The organism is Arthrobacter glacialis (assembly GCF_002909415.1).
Classification (GTDB): domain Bacteria; phylum Actinomycetota; class Actinomycetes; order Actinomycetales; family Micrococcaceae; genus Specibacter; species Specibacter glacialis.
The window spans coordinates 57,912-80,280 of record NZ_PPXB01000012.1; the positions used below are offsets into that span (position 1 = coordinate 57,912).

At 59.2% G+C, this 22,369-nt stretch carries 22 protein-coding genes and 1 tRNA gene; 15 read left to right on the forward strand and 8 right to left on the reverse strand.

Features of this window, described 5'->3' with window-relative positions:
* Positions 1-197 precede the first annotated feature (197 nt).
* Positions 198-497, forward strand: coding sequence for a hypothetical protein (locus CVS28_RS19955; protein WP_207797219.1), 300 nt, complete (start codon positions 198-200; stop codon positions 495-497).
* Positions 498-927: 430 nt separating this feature from the next.
* A complete protein-coding gene (locus CVS28_RS19460) occupies positions 928-1,371 on the forward strand; it encodes a hypothetical protein (protein ID WP_133159148.1) in 444 nt (147 codons plus the stop codon).
* A gap of 272 nt (positions 1,372-1,643) precedes the next feature.
* On the opposite strand, the gene CVS28_RS14270 is transcribed toward CVS28_RS19460, so the two are convergent.
* Together CVS28_RS14270 and CVS28_RS19785 are read right to left on the reverse strand one after the other, a co-directional pair.
* Entirely contained in the window at positions 1,644-2,555 is a 912-nt protein-coding gene (locus CVS28_RS14270) for a hypothetical protein (protein WP_133159149.1), read from the reverse strand.
* Positions 2,556-2,648: transfer RNA gene (locus CVS28_RS19785), tRNA-OTHER, on the reverse strand. It lies immediately after the preceding gene.
* Between the two features lie 606 nt (positions 2,649-3,254).
* On the opposite strand from CVS28_RS19785, the gene CVS28_RS14275 reads away from it, so the two are divergent.
* The 4 genes from CVS28_RS14275 to CVS28_RS14290 are packed head-to-tail and all read left to right on the forward strand — an operon-like array spanning position 3,255 to position 7,998.
* Positions 3,255-4,196: a phosphate/phosphite/phosphonate ABC transporter substrate-binding protein gene (locus CVS28_RS14275; protein WP_103467355.1), complete on the forward strand. Its 942-nt coding sequence runs from the start codon at positions 3,255-3,257 to the stop codon at positions 4,194-4,196.
* A 24-nt stretch (positions 4,197-4,220) separates the two neighbouring features.
* Positions 4,221-5,141 (forward strand): phosphonate ABC transporter ATP-binding protein, encoded by a 921-nt coding sequence (gene phnC, locus CVS28_RS14280; RefSeq protein WP_103481959.1) that lies wholly within the window; start codon positions 4,221-4,223, stop codon positions 5,139-5,141.
* Positions 5,138-6,856 carry a phosphonate ABC transporter, permease protein PhnE gene (gene phnE / locus CVS28_RS14285; RefSeq protein ID WP_103481960.1) on the forward strand — a complete coding sequence of 573 codons (1,719 nt, stop codon included), beginning with the start codon at positions 5,138-5,140 and terminating at the stop codon, positions 6,854-6,856. The genes phnC and phnE overlap by 4 nt, the downstream gene beginning before the upstream one ends.
* Positions 6,853-7,998, forward strand: a complete 1,146-nt coding sequence (locus CVS28_RS14290) for a zinc-binding dehydrogenase (RefSeq protein ID WP_243399905.1) — start codon at positions 6,853-6,855, stop codon at positions 7,996-7,998. Before phnE ends, CVS28_RS14290 begins: the two co-directional genes overlap by 4 nt.
* A gap of 266 nt (positions 7,999-8,264) precedes the next feature.
* Here CVS28_RS14290 and CVS28_RS14295 read toward each other — a convergent pair whose 3' ends face one another.
* The 4 genes from CVS28_RS14295 to yczR form a co-directional block, all read right to left on the reverse strand.
* The gene (locus CVS28_RS14295; RefSeq protein WP_103467338.1) at positions 8,265-8,606 is read right to left on the reverse strand and encodes an RNA polymerase-binding protein RbpA; all 342 of its coding nucleotides are present in this window, start codon (positions 8,604-8,606) and stop codon (positions 8,265-8,267) included.
* Positions 8,607-8,780: 174 nt separating this feature from the next.
* A complete protein-coding gene (locus CVS28_RS14300; RefSeq protein ID WP_103467339.1) occupies positions 8,781-9,713 on the reverse strand; it encodes an SPFH domain-containing protein in 933 nt (310 codons plus the stop codon).
* An 86-nt stretch (positions 9,714-9,799) separates the two neighbouring features.
* Entirely contained in the window at positions 9,800-10,285 is a 486-nt protein-coding gene (locus CVS28_RS14305; RefSeq protein WP_103467340.1) for an NfeD family protein, read from the reverse strand.
* A gap of 63 nt (positions 10,286-10,348) precedes the next feature.
* The gene (gene yczR, locus CVS28_RS14310) at positions 10,349-11,758 is read right to left on the reverse strand and encodes a MocR-like transcription factor YczR (protein WP_103481961.1); all 1,410 of its coding nucleotides are present in this window, start codon (positions 11,756-11,758) and stop codon (positions 10,349-10,351) included.
* Positions 11,759-11,817: 59 nt separating this feature from the next.
* Between yczR and yczE the strand changes: the two genes are divergently transcribed.
* Positions 11,818-12,492 carry a membrane protein YczE gene (gene yczE / locus CVS28_RS14315; protein ID WP_207797220.1) on the forward strand — a complete coding sequence of 225 codons (675 nt, stop codon included), beginning with the start codon at positions 11,818-11,820 and terminating at the stop codon, positions 12,490-12,492.
* On the opposite strand, the gene CVS28_RS14320 is transcribed toward yczE, so the two are convergent.
* Positions 12,489-13,397: a putative RNA methyltransferase gene (locus tag CVS28_RS14320; protein ID WP_103481962.1), complete on the reverse strand. Its 909-nt coding sequence runs from the start codon at positions 13,395-13,397 to the stop codon at positions 12,489-12,491. The genes yczE and CVS28_RS14320 overlap by 4 nt on opposite strands.
* Positions 13,398-13,475: 78 nt before the next feature.
* Positions 13,476-14,129: a peptide deformylase gene (locus tag CVS28_RS14325; RefSeq protein WP_103467343.1), complete on the reverse strand. Its 654-nt coding sequence runs from the start codon at positions 14,127-14,129 to the stop codon at positions 13,476-13,478.
* A gap of 262 nt (positions 14,130-14,391) precedes the next feature.
* Here CVS28_RS14325 and CVS28_RS14330 point away from each other — a divergent pair, with 262 nt between their 5' ends.
* From CVS28_RS14330 to CVS28_RS14360, 8 genes are all read left to right on the forward strand, one after another.
* A complete protein-coding gene (locus CVS28_RS14330; protein WP_103481963.1) occupies positions 14,392-14,934 on the forward strand; it encodes a GNAT family N-acetyltransferase in 543 nt (180 codons plus the stop codon).
* Between the two features lie 108 nt (positions 14,935-15,042).
* Positions 15,043-17,433 (forward strand): ATP-binding cassette domain-containing protein, encoded by a 2,391-nt coding sequence (locus CVS28_RS14335; protein WP_103481964.1) that lies wholly within the window; start codon positions 15,043-15,045, stop codon positions 17,431-17,433.
* Between the two features lie 125 nt (positions 17,434-17,558).
* The gene (locus CVS28_RS14340) at positions 17,559-18,281 is read left to right on the forward strand and encodes an alpha/beta fold hydrolase (protein WP_243399906.1); all 723 of its coding nucleotides are present in this window, start codon (positions 17,559-17,561) and stop codon (positions 18,279-18,281) included.
* A gap of 291 nt (positions 18,282-18,572) precedes the next feature.
* The gene (locus tag CVS28_RS20460; RefSeq protein WP_103481965.1) at positions 18,573-19,337 is read left to right on the forward strand and encodes a TnsA-like heteromeric transposase endonuclease subunit; all 765 of its coding nucleotides are present in this window, start codon (positions 18,573-18,575) and stop codon (positions 19,335-19,337) included.
* The gene (locus tag CVS28_RS19960; RefSeq protein ID WP_207797221.1) at positions 19,258-19,998 is read left to right on the forward strand and encodes a hypothetical protein; all 741 of its coding nucleotides are present in this window, start codon (positions 19,258-19,260) and stop codon (positions 19,996-19,998) included. The genes CVS28_RS20460 and CVS28_RS19960 overlap by 80 nt, the downstream gene beginning before the upstream one ends.
* Positions 19,982-21,040: a Mu transposase C-terminal domain-containing protein gene (locus CVS28_RS19965; RefSeq protein ID WP_207797222.1), complete on the forward strand. Its 1,059-nt coding sequence runs from the start codon at positions 19,982-19,984 to the stop codon at positions 21,038-21,040. Before CVS28_RS19960 ends, CVS28_RS19965 begins: the two co-directional genes overlap by 17 nt.
* A complete protein-coding gene (locus tag CVS28_RS14355; RefSeq protein WP_103481966.1) occupies positions 21,031-22,056 on the forward strand; it encodes a TniB family NTP-binding protein in 1,026 nt (341 codons plus the stop codon). The genes CVS28_RS19965 and CVS28_RS14355 overlap by 10 nt, the downstream gene beginning before the upstream one ends.
* Complete coding sequence (locus CVS28_RS14360) at positions 22,053-22,322, forward strand: hypothetical protein (RefSeq protein WP_133159150.1); 270 nt, start codon at positions 22,053-22,055, stop codon at positions 22,320-22,322. The genes CVS28_RS14355 and CVS28_RS14360 overlap by 4 nt, the downstream gene beginning before the upstream one ends.
* The last annotated feature ends 47 nt before the right edge of the window (positions 22,323-22,369 follow it).

Below are 22,369 nucleotides of genomic sequence, written 5' to 3' on the forward strand. Positions count from 1 at the left end.
ATGGAATTTAGACCAGAGTCTGAGGACCTGACCGCCTTGATAGGAAGCAAGTGGGGAGACAAGTTTGTTCGTGCTTTTGGGAAGAGCGACCAACAGGCGCTAGGCCATAGGGATTCTCTAGTTAGGCTCGCAGAAACATTGCGTAACACATACTCCCATGGCTGTTTCGACAAAAGCGCTCGGTCATTGCCTTTCACGTGCCTGAAATCGGTGCAGTACCCGCATCTCCGACCGACATTCGTGATAGTCCGCATTTTCAATCCGTACCAGCTGCCTTGTTGGATTTCATTGAAGCGATGTCCACGCTTGAAACGATTGATACATGGTTGAAAGAGGGCCCTGCAGCCATAGCAATAAAATGGCTAGAATTAGGACTCGACGTACGATTTGACCTTCAATTTCGAGAACAGGTCACGACTGCCACACGCGAGAATCGCCTTGGTGATCTTAGTCGTACAAACTCGGACGAATGGGATCGCGCCGCAAATATGGACTGATGATCTGTTGCTTCACAATTTCGGTGAACTGCGAATTCCTTCATCGTTCGGTCGTATTTCGTCTGATAAATATTCTCGTGGGGCCATGGGTCATGCCTCGAGGTACGAACGCCCTGAATCACGGCGACTAATTGGGTTTCGAAATCCTAGGCGTGATGGCCTAATAGTGATTGCGAGGACGGTTCTGCTTTACGAACTAGACTTCCAGCAATAACAAATATAAGGTTCCTTTGATGCCAAGTCCTGAGATTTGGTTGAGCTTGATTCGGCGTCTAGCAGCGAAATTATGTTTTTGACAAATTCATACGCCATGCACACTTCACCGTGAAGCTGACGTGTTTTGGTGAATGGCACATTAATATGGTGCTATATTATGTAACATTGGGTATTCGCACGCTCATGTATAACCTTCTAATAATGGAGATGAACCTTGAATAATATTGCTACTGAAACACAATCGGAACTAGAATCGAGAAACCTGAGTGGAGTTCTATGGAATTGGCTTTTCGGCGTAGCTATTCTGCCTATCGGAGCAATTTCCTACTACTTCATCTTGCGCGGCATTGATCGTGATTCAATACCCGACACGCTATTTTGGCAAATTGTTGGTTTTGCGCTATTTCTATCTATTCCTGGGTTGATCTATATTTTTCTTGGATTCTTTCACCTTTGGGGATACAAGTATATTGAGAGGCTTACATTGAGGGGCGTTGGTATCACTGCCCTCCAGCTTATTCCAGGACTATTGGTTTCCATTTTTGCCCCGACTGTCCCCGGCATGCCAACTTGGCTACCAATTGCACTTGGTGCGGCCGTGAGCATTATTGTCGTACGAACGGTGCGCCCACACCCAATCGTTCAGAGTAGTGATTGACATCTACAGATTTTTCCAGGTCAATACGCCAGATCACTTAAATAGGCTCTCCGGAATTGAGGGTGTAGACCACAGCATGGTGAGTCGAACGTCGTTGAGTTGTTCCAGAACAAGGTGAGGGCCTTGCGAGAGAATGGAATTGTCTAGATCTGATCCCTCCTCCACAAGGCCGTCGTGATCAACGCTACCTTCCTCAGCCCTGACTTGACTACTTTCTGCCATCCTAAAGGAGTTGGGGCGGGAAAAGATTCAAGAGGATCTCGAGCCCTGTTTTACGGCTTGCAAAAGCGCTTTTTTGCTTCGGCAAGAGATAATTTTGATAATTCTTCCAGGTAGCTCTGTGGAAGAATTGCGGAGGCGGCAGGAGTCCTGCTCATGCCATTCTGTTCCAGTATCTTTCCAAGTTTCCTTTCTGACGTGAGAGTATCACCAGGCCAGATCTTGAGCATCGTGTTCGATAATTCCTCCTTCGGAAGCTTAGAAATATGGTGATGGAGAATCGAATCCGCGTATATTTCCGCGCTTAGCAATGATACGACTCTGGTATCCATCGCCTCAACTAGTCTGTGTGAAGCTTGAATAATTGAAGCGACTTCCTTGAATCGCGGAGCGTTACCATTCACCGCCGCTTGGAGCGCCAACTCAACGTCTAGACCACGATAGACTTCTTTGAAGTAACCTACGTTTTTCCGCAGCCGACCTTTCACATCACTGTCTAATGTCGACGATGCGCTGGAGTGAACAATTCTATTTCGCCAATAGATACCCAGCTGAACAAGCGCTAGGTCACAGGAGTCTATTTCCCCAATGACCCGGATACACGATTGGAGCTTCACGGATCGACTGTTGGTCTTATTGTCCTTTTCGGAGTTATTTATGAACTCTAGCTGCTCTGCCGTAAATGCTCCTGGCAGTCTCATTATGGAAATTCGGTAAACATCAACAAGATCGGTGACCCAAGCAAGAGAAGTCTTGATGGCATAGTCACGGCTTCTATTAGCGGAACGCTCAACGTCCTGTGGATTCCATGACGTCGAAAATTCCTTATTGAGTTTAGCTTTGCCTTCACTCACAGCATCTAAGCCTACTAGGACAGTTATAAGAAAGTGGTTGTTCTGTCCTGAAGTTTCCTTGAAGTGTTTGCGCGCAGGTGTTGTGGTCAGTCCAAGTGTCAGTGAGTTCACGTGCGCTGGCTGGAATCGAACCAGCGTTTCCTGCTTTAAGGGCCCCAGAGGGATATGAAGGCAGGTGTCTTATCCAATTAGACGATCAGAGCATGACCGATGATATCAGCAAGCTGTCAGGACTAGCTAGTGCGCGTGCTTCGAATTGTTCTTGAGCTAGGAGTCATACGTTGTCGAATTCGCCTCTGCCCAAGCGATCACAAATCCTTCTGCGCGCTAATGGAACCTCGTCCAGACCATTTCGATTGGGTTTTGGCACCAGGGACATCATGTTTCTGGCCGATGGCTGCCTCTAGAATGGACCCAGGTGAGACGTCAACGAGTATGCATTCACTTTTGGCTCCCGCGTGTGTGGGTTCAAATAGGCCTAGGCCCACTGCCCCGTTGCAAATGAAGATTCCAGGCAATTCATTCGATTACATCGAGAATCGGCTCTGCAAAAATTGAGCGTCCGCCCGGCATCGTCCGCTCACTTGTATGAACAACATGCCACCGTATCCCCGATCCCAGAGCGGGGACGGTCATCCAGCTACACGCCATCGCCATTCCCACTTGTCTGTACATGAACGCTACTCAAACAAATGTTCACCAATGAGTGGCCTTCAGTTAGTCAACCGTTAGGAAGTGATCCGTAACCTTTTGAAGGCCGGTCAGGGAAAATCCCTGCGGCATGCAGACTTTGAAAGGCTCCATCACACAATGAAACTCTCACGCCGCTCTGTCTCCACAGTCTTGTTGAGCATGGCGCTCCTCACCGGATCTTTGGCATCTTGCTCGGCTCCCGCCGACTCAGCCAACTCCGATGCCAACGCAGGAGCCTCGGCCGGAAAGTTTGCCGTTGACGCAAACACCCTTGTTTTTGGTGTTGTCCCTGACTCGGTGGATACCGAGACCAACTACACCCCCTTGATGGATTACATCGCCAAGCAGACCGGCAAGAAGGTCGAGTACCACGAGTCAACCGACTACGCCGCGCTCATCGAAGCCGCCAACGCCGGCAAGATCGATGTCGCCTCCTTCTCAGGCTTCACCTACGTCACAGCAGTAAACCAGGGCGCCAAGCTCACCCCCATTTCTTCGATCGTCACCGAGGAGGGTGAAGAGCCCGGCTACTTCTCCCAGGCAATCGTCCCCAAGGGCAGCCCCATCAAGGACATCGCCGGCATGAAGGGCAAGAAGGTCTGCTTTGTGGATCCTTCCTCCACCTCCGGCTACTTGTTCCCCAGCTACAACCTGCTCAAGGCTGACATTGACCCGAAGAAGGACGTCACTGCCGTCTTCGCTGGCAAGCATGACGTAAGCGTCCAGAAGACTGCCGAAGGTGTTGAGTGTGAAGCCGGCTTCGCCGAAGACAGCGAAGTTGCGAAGAACGACAAGGTCACCGTCATTGGTGAAACCAAGGTTCCCGGTGCCCCCGTCGTCATGTCCTCGGACCTGCCCAAGGACCTCCAGGAGAAGCTGATCAGCACCTTGAAGGAAGTCTCGATCGACCAGATCATTGCAGCCGGTGTCGAGAACGCCGATTCGGAAGCCTTCCGCAGCGTGTTCCACGAGACCAAGCCCGTCACGGATTCCTACTACGACACCATCCGCGACATCTGCAAGACCACCAACGCAACACAGTGCCAGGCAAAAAAGTAAGTACTGGAAACTAGGAGTAAAACCATGGGCCATCCCCAAAGCTTGCCGTTACCTGCCACTGCCGGCATTGAACGCGACAGGACAGTAAAAGTTGCTTTTCTCACCAAGCTCTTCGGCGAGAACAAGGCGCTCGACGGCGTCGGCTTCGAGGCAGGCCGCGGAGAGCTCGTGGTTTTGCTCGGCCGCTCAGGATCTGGCAAATCCACCCTGCTGCGTCACCTGAACGGCTTGGAAGTTCCCACTTCCGGCCAGGTTCAGGTCCTCGGCGAGGAACTCTCCAGCCTGACCGGAAGTTCACTTCGCCGCTTGCGCAGCCGCGTCGGCTTCATCTTCCAGCAATTTGAGTTGGTGCCCTCCCTCACCGTGCTGGAAAATGTGCTGACCGGCTCGCTTGCGGTGGTCCGTGGACCACGCCTTGGCCTCTTCGGCTATGGCAAGGCCCGCCGCCTGACAGCCCTTGAACATCTTGAAACCGTTGGTCTGCTGCAGCTGGCCTACCAGCGCGCAGACACCCTCTCCGGCGGACAGCAGCAGCGCGTTGCCATTGCCCGCGCCCTCATGCAGGAACCGGAAATCCTGCTGGCCGATGAGCCGGTTGCCTCCCTTGACCCCGAGTCCAGCGACCAGGTCATGAACCTGATCCGCGACATCGCCCGCAGCAAGGGCCTCACCGTGGTGTGCAGCCTGCACCAGGTGGACCTGGCGCTCTCATGGGCCGACAGGATCGTAGGACTGCGCCACGGCAAGGTTGTCCTGAACACCCTCACCGAGAACATGACCCGTGAGGAAGCCATGGGCATCTACGGCCAGGTCGAAGTTGCCACCATCACCAGCGAGTTCCAGGCGATCGCCGAGGAGCTGGACACCCCCGGCCACCGTGAACGCATTGCCCGCGATCTGGCCACCGCCGCAGCCACGACTGGAGCGGGGCGCAAAGCCCCATGACCGCCACAGCTCTAACCCCCGGGCCAGTACGCGGCATCGCTGCCCGGGCCCCCAAAAGCAAGATTTCGCCCGAGCGGATCAGCGCCTCGATCACCCTTGTGGTCATCCTGGTCATAGCCATCCAGGCACTTGTCTCCATCGACATCTCGATTCCCAAGATGTTTGAGAGCATGGACAACGCCGAACGCTTCTTCATCCGCGTTGGCGGCGTGACCTTCCCGCCGCTGGGGGAGTTGCTCTACCTGACAGCCCTCACCGTGGGACTGGTCCTGTGCGGCACGCTCCTGGCAGCAGTCCTCTCGGTGCCCGTGGCCATCCTCTCCGCCTCCAACACCACCCCCGGCCCGGCTTGGCGCTGGGCCGGCCGGTTCGTCGGCGTGCTCACCCGAGCCGTGCCCGACGTCGTCCTCGCCATGGTCTTTGTCCTCATGTTCTCCCTCGGCGCACTGCCCGGCATCATGGCCATCGGGATCCACTCGGTGGGGATGATCTCCAAGATGTTCGCCGACGCCATCGAACAGGTGGACGAAGGCCCGCGCCTGGCCATCCGTGCCGCCGGCGGCACCAAAACGCAGGAATTTGTGTCTGGAATCCTCCCTCAGGTCATGCCCTCCTGGGTGGCCACGGTGCTGCACCGCAACGACATCAACTTGCGCGGCTCGGTCATCCTCGGCTACGTGGGCATCATTGGCCTGGGCCGCGAAATGTCCTACGCCTTCAAGGCCATGGACTACTCGCTCGGCATGGGCTACGCGATTGTCATCTTCGCCCTGTGTGTTCTCATGGAGGTCGTGTCCAGCAGTGTTCGCTCGGTCATGCTGGGCCATGCACCCACCGGCCGTGGCATGGGCGACCGCCTGGTCCGCCGCTTCGGCAAAAAGTCGCCTCGGGAGACCATGGCCAACGCCGTCGGTTTCGCCAGCCCGGCGCAGGCGCTGGTGCGCCCTTGGACCAATGCTCGACGACGCAATGTAGTTTGGGGGATCACTTCCGTTCTGGTGGTGATAGGCAGCGTTGTCATCAGCGACATCCAGTGGCGCGACTTCGTCACCTTCTGGGGCAAGGTCCCCGCCATCGCCGTGCAGTTCTGGCCGCCCACCTTCGGCAGCTACGAATACGGGACCATGCTCGATGCCATGTGGAAGACCATTGCCATTGCCCTGGCCGCCACCTTCTTGACCCTGTTGGGCTCGGTGGTGATTGGTTCACTGGCAGCCCGCAACGTGGCGCCCAACGGTTTCATTCGCAGTGCCAGCCGCTTCATTCTGGTAGTGATTCGCGGCATTCCTGAGGTGATCCTCGCCATCATGCTGATCGTTGTCACGGGCTTGGGTGGCCAGGCCGGAACTTTGGCCCTGGCGATCTGTGGTGTGGGCTTATTGGGCAAGCTCATTGCCGACTCCTTCGAGGAGGTCAACCCCGGCCCAGAGCGCGCACTCACAGCAACGGGAGCCACACGCCTGCAAGTCTTTGCCGGCGCCACCTTCCCGCAGGGTGTGCAGTCCTTGATTGGCCACACCTTCTACCTGCTGGACACCAACGTCCGCGCAGCAACCATCCTGGGCATCGTGGGAGGTGGCGGCATCGGCTACTACCTGCTCAACGCCGGCCAGGGCTCCAAGTACGGCGTGGTCACGGCCATTGTCCTCATGATCCTGGCAACTGTTCTGGTCGTTGAAGGCCTGGCCATGTGGATGCGCCGGGAGTTCCGATGAGCCTATTCGATGCTGCAACTTGCCAGGGCTCACGCATCACCCTTTCACCCCCTCCCACAGCCATGGCGTGGATCAAGCAAGGCACCAAACACCAGCTCATGGCCGTACCCGAGGTCTATTTGGCGCCAGGGGATGCACTGATTGAAGTGGAGTTCGCAACGGTCTGCGGCTCCGATCTTCACACTGTTCACGGCCGCCGCAGTGCACCCACACCACTCGTGCTGGGGCACGAGCAAGTCGGCAAGGTTGTGGCCGTGGGGGAGGGCGCCCGTCGCGCCGGCGGCCAAGCATTGGCCATCGGCGACCGCGTCATCTGGTCCATCATGGTCAGCTGCGGCGACTGCGACCGCTGCCTCAAGGGCGTCCCGCAAAAGTGTCGCCGGCTGGCAAAGTACGGTCACGAACAAGTGCGCCACGGTTGGGAACTCAGCGGCGGCTTCGCCACCCACGTGCACCTGCGCTCCGGGACAACCATTGTTCCCGTAGCGCAGTCCATGCCGCGTGAAATTGCTGCACCCTTGTCTTGCGCCTCGGCGACGGCCATCGCCGCCATCGACGCAGCTGCTTCCGTCATGAATCTTGACGGTGCCACCATGCTTGTCACAGGTGCCGGTCTGGTGGGGCTCACTGTTGCCGCGGCAGCAACCGACAGGGGAGCGCGCGTCATTGTTTCCGATCCGGATCCGTCCCGTCGCGCCAACGCCCTGCGGTTCGGCGCCATTGAAACTGTTGACCCCATGAGCCCGGCCGGCCTGCCCGATTCCTTCGAGGCAGTACAGACGCGCCTGGGCCTGCAGGATGGCTTGGATATCTCCATCGAGGCGTCCGGCTCCTCGGCGGCCGTTGCCCAGGCCATCGACTGCCTGGACATTGGCGGCGTCGCCGTTCTTGTCGGCAGCGTGCACCCGGCAGGGCGGGTTCAGCTCGATCCCGAAGCTGTGGTCCGTGGTCTGAAGACCGTACGCGGCGTCCATAACTATGCGCCAAAGCATCTCATCGACGCCGTCGCGTACCTGGAGGAACGGCACTGCGCCTATCCCTTCGCTGAGCTGGTCGGCACCAGCTACCCGCTGTCCGAGCTGGATGAAGCCATTGCGGAAGCCACCACCGGCGGCCACGTGCGTGTAGGAATCATCCCCTAGCCGCGGGCTCGACCACCGCTGGCTCACCCACCGTGAGTGTGCAGATAATGCCCTCAAAATCCAATTTTGAGGGCATTATCTGCACACTCACCGGTGCTTGGTCCTCATCGCCGCCGGCCTGGGCACCTGGGTGGTTGTCCGGCGTCGCTCGCCCACCAGAACCAGCCCCTTATCTGTCCAGTGACGTGCGGGGGAGGGCAGCCAGGATGCAAAAAGGTGGGCCGCCCGATCATCGGGCGGCCCACCTTTTGTGTATCTTGTGAAAGTTAGACTTTCTCGCCACGCTTTTCGCGCAGGATGGTCAAGCGGTCAGCCAAGATGGTTTCCAGCTCAGGCAAGGTGCGGCGTTCCAGAAGCATGTCCCAGTGGGTGCGCACGGGCTTGTCGTTGGAGGTGTCAGGAGCCTCGCCGTTGACGAGCAGGGCTTCCTTGCCGGTCTTGGACATCCACGTTGCCGGGATTTCAGCTTCCGAGGAGAAGGTCACGAAGACCTGCTCTCCGTCGGCGCAACGGTACTCCACGCTCTGGCGAGGAGCCGGCTCAACACCGGATTCGGTCTCCATGCTCTGTGCGCCCAGGCGCATGCCACGCAGGCTACGATCGCTCATGACTTCTCCCTAAATTTGTTAACGTCTCTTGATTCAACGCGGCACTGTGCACAGTTGTTCCTGAGCGACAATGAGCGTTGAATGGCGGCCGGGCAAAAAGCCACGCGGCCAAACACTTATTATACGTGCTTGGCCGCGCCCTTGATGCAGTTGGTGGTGCTGGTGTGACGCGAGCTACTGTGCGGCACTCTCTGTTGGTTCGACGGCGTCGTCCGCGTCAGTTGCCGTGTTGCCCAAAACGTTGCCGATGCCCTTCAACGCTTCGCCCACTTCGCTGGGGATGATCCACAGCTTGTTGGACGTACCGGAGGCGATCTTGGGCAGCGTCTGCAGGTACTGGTACGCCAGCAGCTTCTGCGTGGGGTTGCCCTTGTGGATGGCACTGAAAACCTTCTGGATGGCCTGAGATTCACCATCGGCGCGCAGGATGGCTGCCTTGGCATCACCCTCAGCCTTCAAAATAGATGACTGGCGCTCACCTTCAGCAGTCAAAATGGCTGACTGCTTGGTTCCTTCGGCCGTCAGGATGGCTGCACGGCGGTCACGCTCGGCACGCATCTGCTTCTCCATGGAATCCTGGATGGACAGGGGCGGGTCAATGGCCTTGAGCTCAACTCGGCTCACGCGAATGCCCCAGCGGCCAGTGGCCTCATCGAGCACGCCACGGAGCTGGCCGTTGATCTGGTCACGGGAGGTGAGTGCCTCTTCAAGGTTCAAACCACCCACAACGTTACGCAGGGTGGTTGTTGTCAACTGCTCAACAGCCTGGATGTAGTTGGCGATCTCGTACGTGGCTGCACGAGGATCCGTCACCTGGAAGTAGACCACGGTGTCAATGGAGACCACCAGGTTGTCTTCGGTGATGACGGGCTGCGGCGGGAAGGAAACAACCTGCTCGCGCAAATCCAGCAGCGGCAACAACCGGTCCACGAATGGAATCAAGACCGTCAAGCCCGGATTGAGTGTGCGCTGGTACTTACCCAGCCGCTCCACCACGCCGGCACGGGCCTGCGGGATGATACGCACTGAACGGACTAGAACGATTACTACGAATATCAGTAGGACAAAAATTACAAATAGCCACACGAGTGTGCCAGCGTCTCCCATGAAATCCCCTCTTTTCTGTGTAAAGAATCTGTGTGGTCATACCGTCAAGGCGCGCAAGGTCAAGCCCTGCTGAACCGTTGCGGTACTCAGGCTGTTGTGGTGGCCGGTCCGGCTGATTTTTGCGCGGAGGGATAGTCGATGATGGCAGTAGCGCCGTCGATGGAGGCGACCTCCACGGTGGCTCCCACGGGAACGTCCACTCCGGTGTTGATCCGTGCGGTCCAAATGTCTCCGCCGATCTTCACCAGACCTCCACTTGAACTCACGGATTCAATGACCACAGCCTTGTGGCCAATGAGCCGGTCAATGTTGGAGAGTTGGTCTGCCGGTCCGCGGTGGAGGTGGCTCATGGCCAAGGGTCTGATCAGAACCGTGGTGGCCAGGGCGACAACGCAGAAGATCACAATCTGCAGCCACAGCTCGGCGTGGAACAAGAAGGCCACCAAGGCGGCCAGTGCACCCACTGACATCAAGATGAAGTACAGGTTCAGCGTTAGCATCTCGGCAACGGCTAGGAGCAAGAAGACTGAGAGCCAGATGATCCAGCCGAAGTCATTAATCCATTCAAGCATTTCGTCCCCCTTAGAGACTGATGTGTACCTATGACACTACTACGTTGGGCTGGAAATTTCCGGCTAAATTACTGCCTGAAGGGGCATTCTTAAGGGGTCGGAGCCAACGTGTTGGCCCAAACGGCCCAAGATTTTCACGCCGTCGCGCATTTGTTCATCGCTGTAGCAGAAGGGCAGCCGCAGGTACCTCTCAAAAGCGCCATCCACGCCGAACCTGGGGCCAGGCACAAGACCTAGACCTTCGGCACGAGCGGCCAGGGCGAGCGCCGAACTGGAAATGGTTTCGGTGTTAATCCACAGGGACAACCCTCCGTCCGGGACTTCAACCTTCCACTGCGGCAGGTGCTCAGCCAGCAGTGACACCAGCGTGTCCCGGCCACGGCGCAGATCCAGGCTTCGACTTGCCATCATGGAGGGCAAGTCACGCAGCAAGGTGGTGGCCACCAGCTGTTCGACCAGCGGCGTGCCCAGATCCATGGCGGGCCTGTTGCGCAACAGTTGGGCCATGATGTCCCGCGGACCGCGGATCCAGCCCACCCGCAAGCCGCCCCAGGCGATCTTTCCCAAGGATCCAAGGGTCAGCACGTTGGGGGAGAAGGAGGCCATGGGCGGCATGGGTCCGCGGTCAATGTCCAGCAGGGCCGTGGTCTCATCGACCACCAGCACAGTGCCTTCGCGCGCGGCCGCGGCAGCCAGATATTCGCGTTCCTGGATGGACATGCTCATGCCCGTGGGATTGTGAAAATCTGGCATAAGGAAGGCCATGCTGGGGGCGGCGCGGCGTATCTGCAGCAGCGCCTGGGCCAGGTCCCAGCCGCCATCTTGGCGCACGGGAAACGCCAGGATACGTGCCCCCATGGACGTGAAGGTATCCAACGCGTGCGGATAGGTGGGTTGTTCCACCATGATCCGTTCACCAGGGGAGTACAGCGTCCTGGTCACTAGGTTCAGGGCGTGCTGGGCGCCAATGGTCACCATGACTTGATCCGCCGAGGTGGGCAGACCCCTGTCCCGATAATGCTGGGCGATGGTTTCGCGAAGGTCGGGCATGCCCACCATGTCAAAGCCGTCATGGGAGAGGTAGTTGGGCAGCTGCGCAACAGCGTCGGCGTAGGCGGCCTGAATCCCCGGATATGCGGGCGCTGTGGCCTTGGTGAAGTCCAAGGCCAGTCCGTTGAGCATGCCATGCTCGCCGCGTTCGCGGCCAGGAAGGCGCAAGGTGCTCCCGGAGCCCCGGACACTGTCCAGAAAACCGTCGTCGCGCAATTTGGAGTAGGCGGCAGCCACGGTGGTGCGGCTCAGATCCAAGGCCTGACTCAGCTCGCGTTCGGCCGGCAACTTGGCGCCGCTGGAAAGCCTGCCATCCATCAACAACACCCGAATGCGCTCGGCCAAGGCCCTGTAGGCGGGTGCGTTGCTGCGCCATTCGCCCAGTTCGCGCGCTAACCGTCTGCCGGTGACAAAAGAGTTCATAAATCCACATTAGTGGAATTGGCCCTTTCGCGTAAGTCCAGTTTGACTAGACTTGTCTCATGCACCAGTTTCTTACCACTACGTCCCTGCCCATCCGCCTTACCCGACTGTTCGTTGGTTTGGCCCTCTACGGAGTGGCCATCGCCCTGATGATCCGCGGAAACATTGGCGCGTCACCCTGGGACGTCTTTTCGCAGGGCATGTCCCGCACCTTTGGCCTCTCGTTTGGCGTCTGGACCATCCTGATCAGTGGACTGGTCTTGTTGCTCTGGATTCCGCTCAAACAGCGGCCCGGATTTGGGACTATTGCCAACGCCTTGCTGGTGGGGGCGTTCGCGGACCTCGGATTGGCCTTGATCCCTGAGGCCACCCAACTGCCTCTGCAGCTGGCATCGTTTGCTGCCGGCTTGTTCATCTTGGCATTCGCAACGGCGCTCTACATTGGCGCCGGGCTGGGACCGGGCCCCCGCGACGGCCTTATGACGGGCCTGGTGCGCGTCACCGGACGGCCCGTGTGGCTTGTTCGTTCCGGCATTGAGCTGAGCGTTGTGGTCCTGGGTTTTTTCCTGGGTGGCGTGGTGGGCGCCGGAACCGCAGCGTTCGCCCTGGGCGTGGGACCCCTCACGCAGCTAACCCTGAAGTGGCTGCACGTTGATCTGCACGGCAAGACACCCAAATCTCAGATGGTGGATCTGGACAACCCCGAAAAGCTGCAGGGCGCCGAGCCGAACTAGGCCTGGCGGGTGGGGGCAAACACCGAAATTCGGAAGGCCGCCGTGGCCGCGGTCAATTCAGGAAGCTGGGCGAGTTGTTGACCCAATGCCACCGGATCCAGGTGGTGCCCAGCGGGACCCATGAGGGCCACATTGCCAACATCCGCCGGGCTCAGTTCCAGCGGACACAGCACCTCATGGCTGCTTACCAGCGAGAAGTGGCTTGCCATTGAGTGAACCAGCGCAGCTTCCTTTTCCTCTTGAATAGCCAGCAGTCCGGCAATCTTGGCAATTTCCGCCAGGTGCGCCGGCAGGGGAGTGACCACTATGAGCGAGCCGCCGGGCTTGAGGATGCGCGCAAATTCACTCGCGTTGCGCGGGGCAAAGATGACCAGGACGACGTCGGCCGTGTTGGCTCCCAGCGGCAGGGCGCGCCATAGATCCCACACAATGTTCGCCGCGCGCGGGTTCCGCCTGGCGGCGCGGCGTAGGGCGAACTTGGAAATGTCCAGTCCCACGGCGTCCACGCGGCGGCTGTCGCGGTGTTCAGGCCCGGCAACTGCTTCATTGCTGCGAGCGCCCAGGAAGCCCAATACCTGTTGCAGGTAATAGCCGGTTCCGGTGCCCGCATCCACTAGCAGGGCGGTTTCTGTGGGCGGGAGTGCGGCTTCCACCTGCCGGGCCAAGGCATCGCTGAGACCTTGGTAGTGTCCCGCGTCCAGGAACGCGTCCCGTGCATTGACCATGGCGGCGGTGTCGGGCAGGAACTTGGTGCCGTGTCCCGTCAGCAGGTTGAGGTAGCCCTGGCGGGCTACGTCAAAGCTGTGACCCTCAACGCATACCACGCTGTTGGCACCGGGCTGCGGGACAATAAATTCCAGGCCGCAATGGGGGCACAACAAAGCTTCAACTACGCAGGGTTCCATGCAACCATCTTAGGTTGAGCGGGCCGCTGGGGCGGAAACTGGACCCCCGGCAGCAGGGGTCCTAGAAATGCTGGGGCCCTAGAAATTTAGCCCGGCCTGGGCCGCAGCAATGTCCGGGTTGGCCCAGTGGGCGCTGTACTGCTCGTTACTGGCCAGCGAGCGTGTGTGTGCCTTGTCTATATAGAGGGTTCCAGAAAGGTGGTCTGTCTCGTGCTGGACAATCCTGGCTTGCCACCCCGTGAACTGGCGGGTGTGTGCCGTCCCGTTTTGGTCCTGATAGGAGAGTTCCACCGCTGCGGGCCTGTCCACCACTGCCTGCCAGCCGGACATGGACAGGCATCCCTCATAGTGTGAGGCCACCTCGGAGCCAACTGCAGTGTAGTGCGGGTTGAGGATGGCGAAAAGTTCCAGGGGCTCTCGGCTGCGGGCTGCAGCGTTTTCCGGCGTGACGGGGTATTGGTCCTCGAGCACTGCCAGTTGCAGGGGGATGCCGATCTGAGGGGCGGCCAGGCCAACACCCGGGGCTGCACGCATGGTTGCGGTCATGAGCTCAACGAGGTCACGCAACTGCGCATCGTCGAGTTGTCCCGTGAAGGGCAGTGCGGCAGCGCGCAGCACGGGGTGGCCTGCCTGGACAATCGCAGGAAGCTCTCCGGCGTCGAGGACGGCAGCCACAGCCTGCTGGAGGTAAGCGTCGTCGAACAGTGGACTGCTGGAGCCGGGCTCAAGCATGCTGGTCCTCAATGCGCCAGGACCCTACGGCCGCATAGCTGCTATCCATGATGGTCTCGGCGGTGCCGGCCTCCAGGTCAACTTCCAAAACAATTTTCATGCGCATACCCCTTCACGAGAATGTGTTGTCTCCCATTGTGTCAAGCATTGACTGCGGATGGTCACCCGGGCTGTGTTGCCTCGGGGCGTCGACAGTGAAATTCATAGCGTGTTCGCAGGGAGGCAGGCTGCAAGGGGGCCGCCAACAGTGCACAATAGTTGAATGAAGAACATCACCACAGAGCGACTGACGCTGCGAGCCTGGCAAGAAACCGACGTTGATTTCGTCTACGACTTGTACTCACGCTGGGTAGTGCAGCGCTTTATTGGTGCGGAGCCAGCGGTCATGGGGAGCCGGGCTGAGGCCGAGGAAAGAGTTGCCCGCTTCCAAAGCATTGACCATCCCGTCCATGGCATTTGGGCTGTTGCCCGCTCGTCGGACGGACTGGTGGTGGGAACACTGTTGCTCAAGCCCATTCCCGCCTCGGGGGAGGAGCCCCTGGAGCCTTCCGACGACGTCGAAATCGGCTGGCATTTCCATCCAGACCATTGGGGCAATGGCTACGCAGGTGAAGCTGCCGCTGCTGTTTTGGAGCATGCTTTCAGCAGCGGACTGAGCCAGGTGGTGGCTGTGACAAATCCCGCCAACGAGGCTTCCCAAACGGTGTGCCGCCGCCTTGGCATGGCTCACCAGGGCCCCACTGATTTGTACTACAACGCCACCTGCGAGCTGTTCACCATAGCCAGTCCCGGCTCCAGCAACTAGTAGTATCAACGGCCGATGCGCGGCTGCTGCCTCGGTCACTAAAGTAAGCAGCGGCAGTTGGTGCGCCGGCCCAGGCCGCAAGCCTCCCGCTGACAGAAAAGAGACGCCATGAGCATCAGCAGTAATGTCGACGCACGAACCTCCCAGTTGCATGCTGCCGACTCCCATGACCTGATCCGGGTGCGAGGCGCTCGCGTGAACAACCTCAAGGACATCAGCGTAGAGATCCCCAAGCGCCGCTTGACGGTGTTCACTGGCGTCTCCGGCTCGGGCAAGAGTTCATTGGTCTTTGGCACCATTGCGGCAGAGTCCCAGCGCATGATCAACGAGACCTACAGTGCCTTTGTGCAGGGCTTCATGCCAACACTGGCCCGGCCCGATGTGGATGTGCTGGAGGGTCTTACCACCGCCATTTTGGTGGACCAGGAGCGGATGGGTGCCAACCCGCGCTCAACCGTTGGCACCGTGACGGACGCCAACGCCATGCTTCGCATTGTTTTCAGCCGCCTGGCCCAGCCACACATCGGATCCCCACAGGCTTATTCCTTCAACGTGGCCTCGGTCAGTGGTGCAGGCGCCATCACCATTGAAAGGGGAGGGGAGAAGGTCAAGGAACGCCGCAGCTTCTCCGTGACCGGCGGAATGTGCCCGCGCTGTGAAGGCACGGGCAACGTCAAGGACTTCAATCTGGAAGCCCTTTTCGACGCCGGGAAGTCCCTTTCCGAGGGGGCGCTCAGCGTCCCCGGATACAGCATGGACGGCTGGTACGGGCGCATCTTCGGCGGTACCGGCTTCTTCGACATGGACAAGCCGCTTGGCAAGTACACCAAGAAGGAACTCCACGACCTGCTGTACAGGGAGCCCACCAAAGTCAAGGTTGAGGGCATCAACTTGACCTACGAGGGCATCATCCCCAAGATGCAGAAGTCCATGCTGGCCAAGGATGTGGACGCCATGCAGCCGCACATCCGCGCCTTCGTGGAGCGCGCCGTGGTCTTCACTACCTGCCCCGAGTGCGCTGGCACCCGCTTGGCCGAGCATGCCCGCAACTCCACGATCAACGGCGTCAGCATCGCCGACGCGTGTGCCATGCAGATCAGCGACCTCGCCGCGTGGGTGCGATCGCTGGAGGAGCCCTCCGTGGCTCCGCTGTTGGAGGCGCTGGGGGAGACCCTTGACTCCTTCGTGGACATCGGACTGGGCTACCTATCGCTGGACCGGCCCTCCGGAACACTGTCCGGTGGTGAGTCACAACGCACCAAAATGATTCGCCACCTGGGCTCGTCCCTGACAGACATCACCTATGTGTTCGATGAGCCCACCATTGGCCTGCACCCGCATGACATTGCCCGCATGAACACGCTCCTGCTCCAGCTTCGCGACAAGGGCAACACTGTGCTGGTGGTGGAACACAAGCCGGAAGCCATTGCCATCGCCGACCATGTCATCGATCTGGGGCCGCGCGCCGGATCCGACGGCGGTGAAGTGGTGTATCAGGGCAGCATCGAGGGGCTGCGCGCCAGTGGCACCCTGACCGGCAAGCACCTGGACGACAAGGTGTCGCTGAAGGATTCGTTCCGCAAGTCAACCGGGGCGATGGAAGTCCGGGGCGCCAACGAGAACAACCTCAAGAACGTCGACGTGAACATCCCGCTGGGCATGCTCACAGTGGTCACCGGTGTGGCCGGTTCGGGCAAGAGCTCTCTGATCCACGGTTCCGTGTCCGGCCGCGAGGGCGTGGTGACCGTGGACCAGGGCGCCATCCGTGGCTCCCGCCGCAGCAACCCCGCCACGTATACAGGCATGCTTGAACCCATCCGCAAGGCCTTTGCCAAGGCCAACGGTGTCAAGCCTGCATTGTTCAGCGCCAACTCCGAGGGCGCCTGCCCCACGTGCAACGGCGCGGGCGTCATCTACACGGACCTGGGCATGATGGCCGGCGTCTCCACCGTTTGCGAGGAGTGCGAGGGCCGACGTTTCCAGGCCGCCGTCCTGGAGTATCACCTGGGCGGGAAGAACATTAGCGAAGTGCTGGGCATGTCGGTGGACGCGGCCGAGGAATTCTTTCGCGACGGCGAAGCGAAGTTGCTGGCCGCGCACAAGATCCTGTCCCGGCTGGCCGACGTCGGACTTGGATACCTCAAGCTGGGCCAGCCGCTGACCACCCTCTCCGGCGGTGAGCGCCAGCGCATCAAATTGGCCACGCACCTGGGGGAGAAGGGCGGCGTCTACGTCCTGGACGAGCCCACCACCGGCCTGCACCTGGCCGACGTCGAAAAGCTCCTGGGGCTGTTGGACAGGCTTGTGGATTCCGGCAAATCAGTCATCGTGATTGAGCACCACCAGGCCGTCATGGCCCACGCGGACTGGATTATCGACATTGGCCCCGGCGCAGGCCACGACGGTGGAAACATTGTCTTTGAGGGCACGCCGGCCAAGCTGGTGGCATCGCGGGCGACGCTGACGGGCCAGCACCTGGCAGCCTATGTTGGCGCTTAGCGAATTGTTAGAACATTAATTCGAATAATTCGGGGGAGTTGCCCTCAGAAGATCCCACTTCTCAGTGGTCTTCGATCACCCGGGATGGGACTGAGCTGGCATTTGTGGCTTGTGGCGCTGGTCCAGTGGTGGTAATTCTGCACGGATTGGCGGGGGAGTCGGGTGAGTTTGCGCCCACCATGGCCGCCTTGGCGCAGCAGTATCGCGTGGTGGCGCTGGACCAGCGGGGCCATGGGCGCAGCACGCGACGCCCGGCGGACGTTTCCAGGGATTCCTTTGTGCAGGACGTTGTTGCACTCATTGCTCACGTCAGCCACGATTCGCCAGTTCATCTTGTGGGGCAATCCATGGGAGCTCACACGGCCATGTTGGTGGCGGCGGCGCGGCCGGATCTCATCGATTCGCTGGTGTTGCTTGAGAGTGACGCCGGTTCCGGAACGCTGGACGACGCCGTTGGGCTGGGTGAGTTCTTTGCCAGTTGGCCCGTTCACTTTACGGACGATGCCGAGGCTTTGGCATTTCTGGGGGATTCGCCCATTGCGGCAGCCTGGGTGAAATCCCTGGAACGGCGGAACGACGGGCTCTGGCCACGGTTTGATGCCGACATCATGGAATCCTGCATCCGCCACGTGATGCGACCACGTTGGGATGAATGGGTTTCAGTGCGCGCCAGAACGCTTGTGGTGTACGCCGACGGCGGGATGTTCACCGAGGCGCACAAGCAGGAGTTCGTCAGCCGGCGTCCCGGGACTCTGCGTGCTGACTTAGCCAACGCCAGCCACGACGCCCATCTGGACCAGTTAGAAGGCTGGATCCGCATCCTGACGAGGTTCCTCAATACGGCCTGAAAGGTGCCGCTAGTCCCCTAAACTCAACCCTTTCCATTGCGCCGATAATCTACATTATGTCAAGTAGAAGTTACTTTATGTGCGCTGGACGCATCGGCAAAGAAACTCAATCAGGACTGTCTCTTGTCATCTAAGTTGAAGCATTCACCCGGCGTATCCCACTAGAACTGACGCATTGCGTCGGAGATTGTCATTACAGTTGAAGCACGGGACACCGTTTGATGGAGTCCGAAGCCAACGTCGGACACGCAGTTCTTGCAGGCACCTTGAACTTCAGGGCGCAATTCTCCTCTGCCTCCATCACCAGTCACCAGTCACCTCTCAGATTCATGGACGATCCCCTTCGACCACTCTCTCCCGATCCGACGTCCCGCAGCCCACAAGGGACAACATAATCTTGCGGGACTGTGGTGGTGTGCCACGAACCAGCCCCATGTCGGGTTCGAGTCTTGGGGCGAACGTGACCAGCTGATGCGATTGGACTTTGATCCAGACGTAGTAGGCGTGGCCTCGCAACCCTTTAGGATTACTCTTCTGGCAGCACTCCCCCAGGCAACCCACATGCCTGACTACTTCGTCCGGCAGGCTGAAGGAACCGGCGTTGTTATAGACGCCCGTACCGACGCCCTGGTCAAACCCGCCGACGAGGACGTCTTTGGTGCCACCGCCCAGCTTTGCGCATCAGTGGGCTGGAGCTATGAGCGACTCGGCGAGTTGAAATCCAACTCCGGCGCCAACCTGCGCTGGATCGCCGGCTACCGTCATCCCCGATGCGATCGGGAAGAGTTTACATCCGCCATACTTGAACGGCTAAACGCCGCAGGATCAGAATCCATCCGTGAACTTGCCTGTGCCATTGGTGATCCGATCTGCGTCCTCCCAACCGTGTTCCACCTGATATGGCGACATCAAATCACCACCGATTTGTTGGGCTGTCCCTGCACCTTGAGAGCATTGTCAACAAGGTCCAGACACGATGAACAACGGCAACACAGCAATGCTCATCGGCGATCGTGTTTCCTTCCGCGGCGTGATCTACAGCCTCTCCGGAATTGACGGAGATGTCGCTCTTCTGACCGCAGCTGGCGAACTACCGGTGGCCATAAAGGTTGCCTCGCTCTTTGCTGACCACAGCTTTGAAATGCTCGACTCCACACCCCTGCGCCGGCGTATCAACGGGCCATCAACCCTTTTCGACTCCTTGCCAGCCGACGGACAAGCGAAAGCTCGATGGTGGGAAGGACACGTCACCGAGGTTCTCGACGGAATGCCACGCAACGCAGTCCAAGGACAAATTCCCCGCCACGATTATGACGTCAGAACTCGGTCGCTACGCCAGCGAGAACTGACCAAACATGCTGAACTCCTTGCCTCGGGCGAGGATCCCAGCTTTAACAAACTGCAACGACTCGTACGCGCCTATCTCAATCAAGGCATCCTAGGGTTTGTCGGCCGGCTGACTGAAGGCCGCCACGCGACAGGTTCCGCGCGAACTAGACGCACGCTGGCCCAGCAACCACCAGGACCTTTCGGGGCCGTCTACCCTGTCAGGCCAGGAGAACTGATGCAGATCGACTCCACTCCCCTGGATATCGCCGTCGAACTCGACGACGGGGTTATTGGACGGGTCGAGTTGACGGCCATGGTCGATATTGCCACACGCAGCCTCCATTGCAGCGTCCGACTTGCCTTACCGGTCGATGATATCCATCGATGAACGCCTCGCTGGGGCCGCTGCGAAACCCGTCATCGTTCCGGAAACCATTGTCTGTGACCACGGGAAGGCTTACCTCTCGAACACCTTCAAGAGTGCCTGCCGCAGCCAGGGCATCAACCTCCAACCAGCCCACCCCGACACCCCTACCGACAAACCGGTCATCGAGCGGACACTCCAATCCATCGGAACGCTTTTCGCCCAATACATCACCGGATACCTTGGATCCTCAGTTGAACGGCGCGGCAAAAATACCGAGAAGCAGGCCGTGTTCTCCCTCCCTGAGATCCAAGACCTCCTGGACGAATGGATCATTACCGGTTGGCAGAACCGCCCCCACGACGGATTGCGGGATCCCTTCACGTCATCCCGGGTGCTGACCCCGAATGAAAAATACGCCGCATTGCTGGCCGTCTGCGGATACGTCCCTGCCCCTTTCAGCGCCGAAGACTTCCTCGAACTAATGCCCGCGGAAATACGCGTCATCAACAGCTACGGGGTCAAAATCAGGCACCGCATCTACGACACCGAAGATCTGAACCCCTATCTTGGTCAAAAATCCGGAATGAAGGCCATCAACGGCCTCTGGGAGGTCAAATATGATCCCTACGACGCAGCTTGCGTCTGGATCCGCAACCATCAAGATGGCGGCTGGATCACCGCCTACTGGCGTCAACTTCAAACGAGTCCACAACCATTCGGCGACGATATATGGAACTACGGCCGCCAAATCGTCGCAGAACGCGGCGTCACCACGCCGTCAGAGGAGAGCATCAAGGCTGCAGTTGATGCCATCCTTGACAAGGCCTCACCGCCAGCCAAACCCGCGGCAAGGCAACGAAAGAATCAACGAGCAGTGGCCCGTAACAAGGCTGCCATCAGCTCGCAACGCCCGCGCCCCCACGTCGGCCAACCTCCGGAAGATGCAAAGCTCCCGGTGACGATCGAACCAGTGTCGGATCAGGAAAAGGACTCTCCGCGGATCGCCAAGATCATTCCCTTGAAGGTCTATGGCCCCCAAAAGGAGGCCGACAAATGGTGGTAACAGAACTCCCAACTAGCGGTCGCGCGCCCACCACCACGCTGCAGGGCTGGCGGAGTTTCGTGGCCTCCACCGCACCCACCATCGAGCTGGTCGACACCGCCGTATTGGCTGCGATGAGTGTTGCCCGGCGCGAAACCTACGACGAACAACGTATCAGCCACCACTCAGAATTTGTCCTGGCAGAAACATCCACAGTCCGCAAGATTGCAAACCAGGGCAAGATCCCGGTGATGCTCAACCAGCGCGAGATCAGCGCCCGCCGCGGCCTGATCGTCTCAGGCCCCTGGGCGTCAGGAAAGACCACGGCGATCAAGCTCCTGAGCAAAACCCACGAACTACTCGTCAAACGGAAATATCCCCACCAGCGGGACCGGATCCCGGTCGTCTACATCACCACTCCCCCGAAAGGCTCCCCCAAGAAGCTCGCCAGCGAATTCGCGAACTTCCTCGGGCTTCACTACCGAGCCAGACAGAACGTGACCGACATAGCCGACGCCGTGTGCCAAGTCCTGACCACGGCGAAAACCGTCCTCGTCATTGTCGATGAAATCCACAACCTTAATCTGGCCACCAGCGCCGGGGAAGACATGTCCGACCACCTGAAGTACTTCACCGAACACATGCAGGCGGCCTTCGTCTATGCGGGCATCAACGTGGAGAATTCCGGCTTGTTCACCGGCATGCGGGGCCGGCAAATCTCTAGCCGATCCGTGCTGATGACCACCGGGCCCTTCCCGCTCACCGAGGAATGGGACTCACTCGTCGCGACCCTCGAAGACGGCCTGCGCCTCCACGAACACGTACCGCATACGCTTACGGCCCAGAGCAAGTACCTGCACCACCGCACGGCCGGCAGTATCAGCAGCCTCTTCCGCCTCATCCGCGAAGCAGCCATCTTGGCCATCCTCAACGGCACAGAACGAATAGACCGAACCCTGCTCGATGACATCATCTTGGACCACGCCGCCGAATCCATCGCGCCCCGGCCAGCGGCCCTGTACCCCTCCAGTCAATGACTACACGCCAGTACCGACTAGCACCGGATCGCCCCCTACCCAGACCGGTGCGCCCCTACCAGGATGAGACAACCCGGTCCTTTATCCGGCGCATCAACAGCGCCAACGTGCTCACCCACGGCGAACTCATCAAGACAATGTGCAGGGATCGACGGCCGTGGATGTATGACCTCGCCACGTGGAACGGCACCCTTCCGGACATCTTCGTGCTGGAGATGCCACAACTGGCCAACAGCCACCCGAATCCGCGGCTGCGGGAAAACTAGTTGGCCGGCCAACCCGAACCACCCATGCCCCCGCCTGCCACCACTGC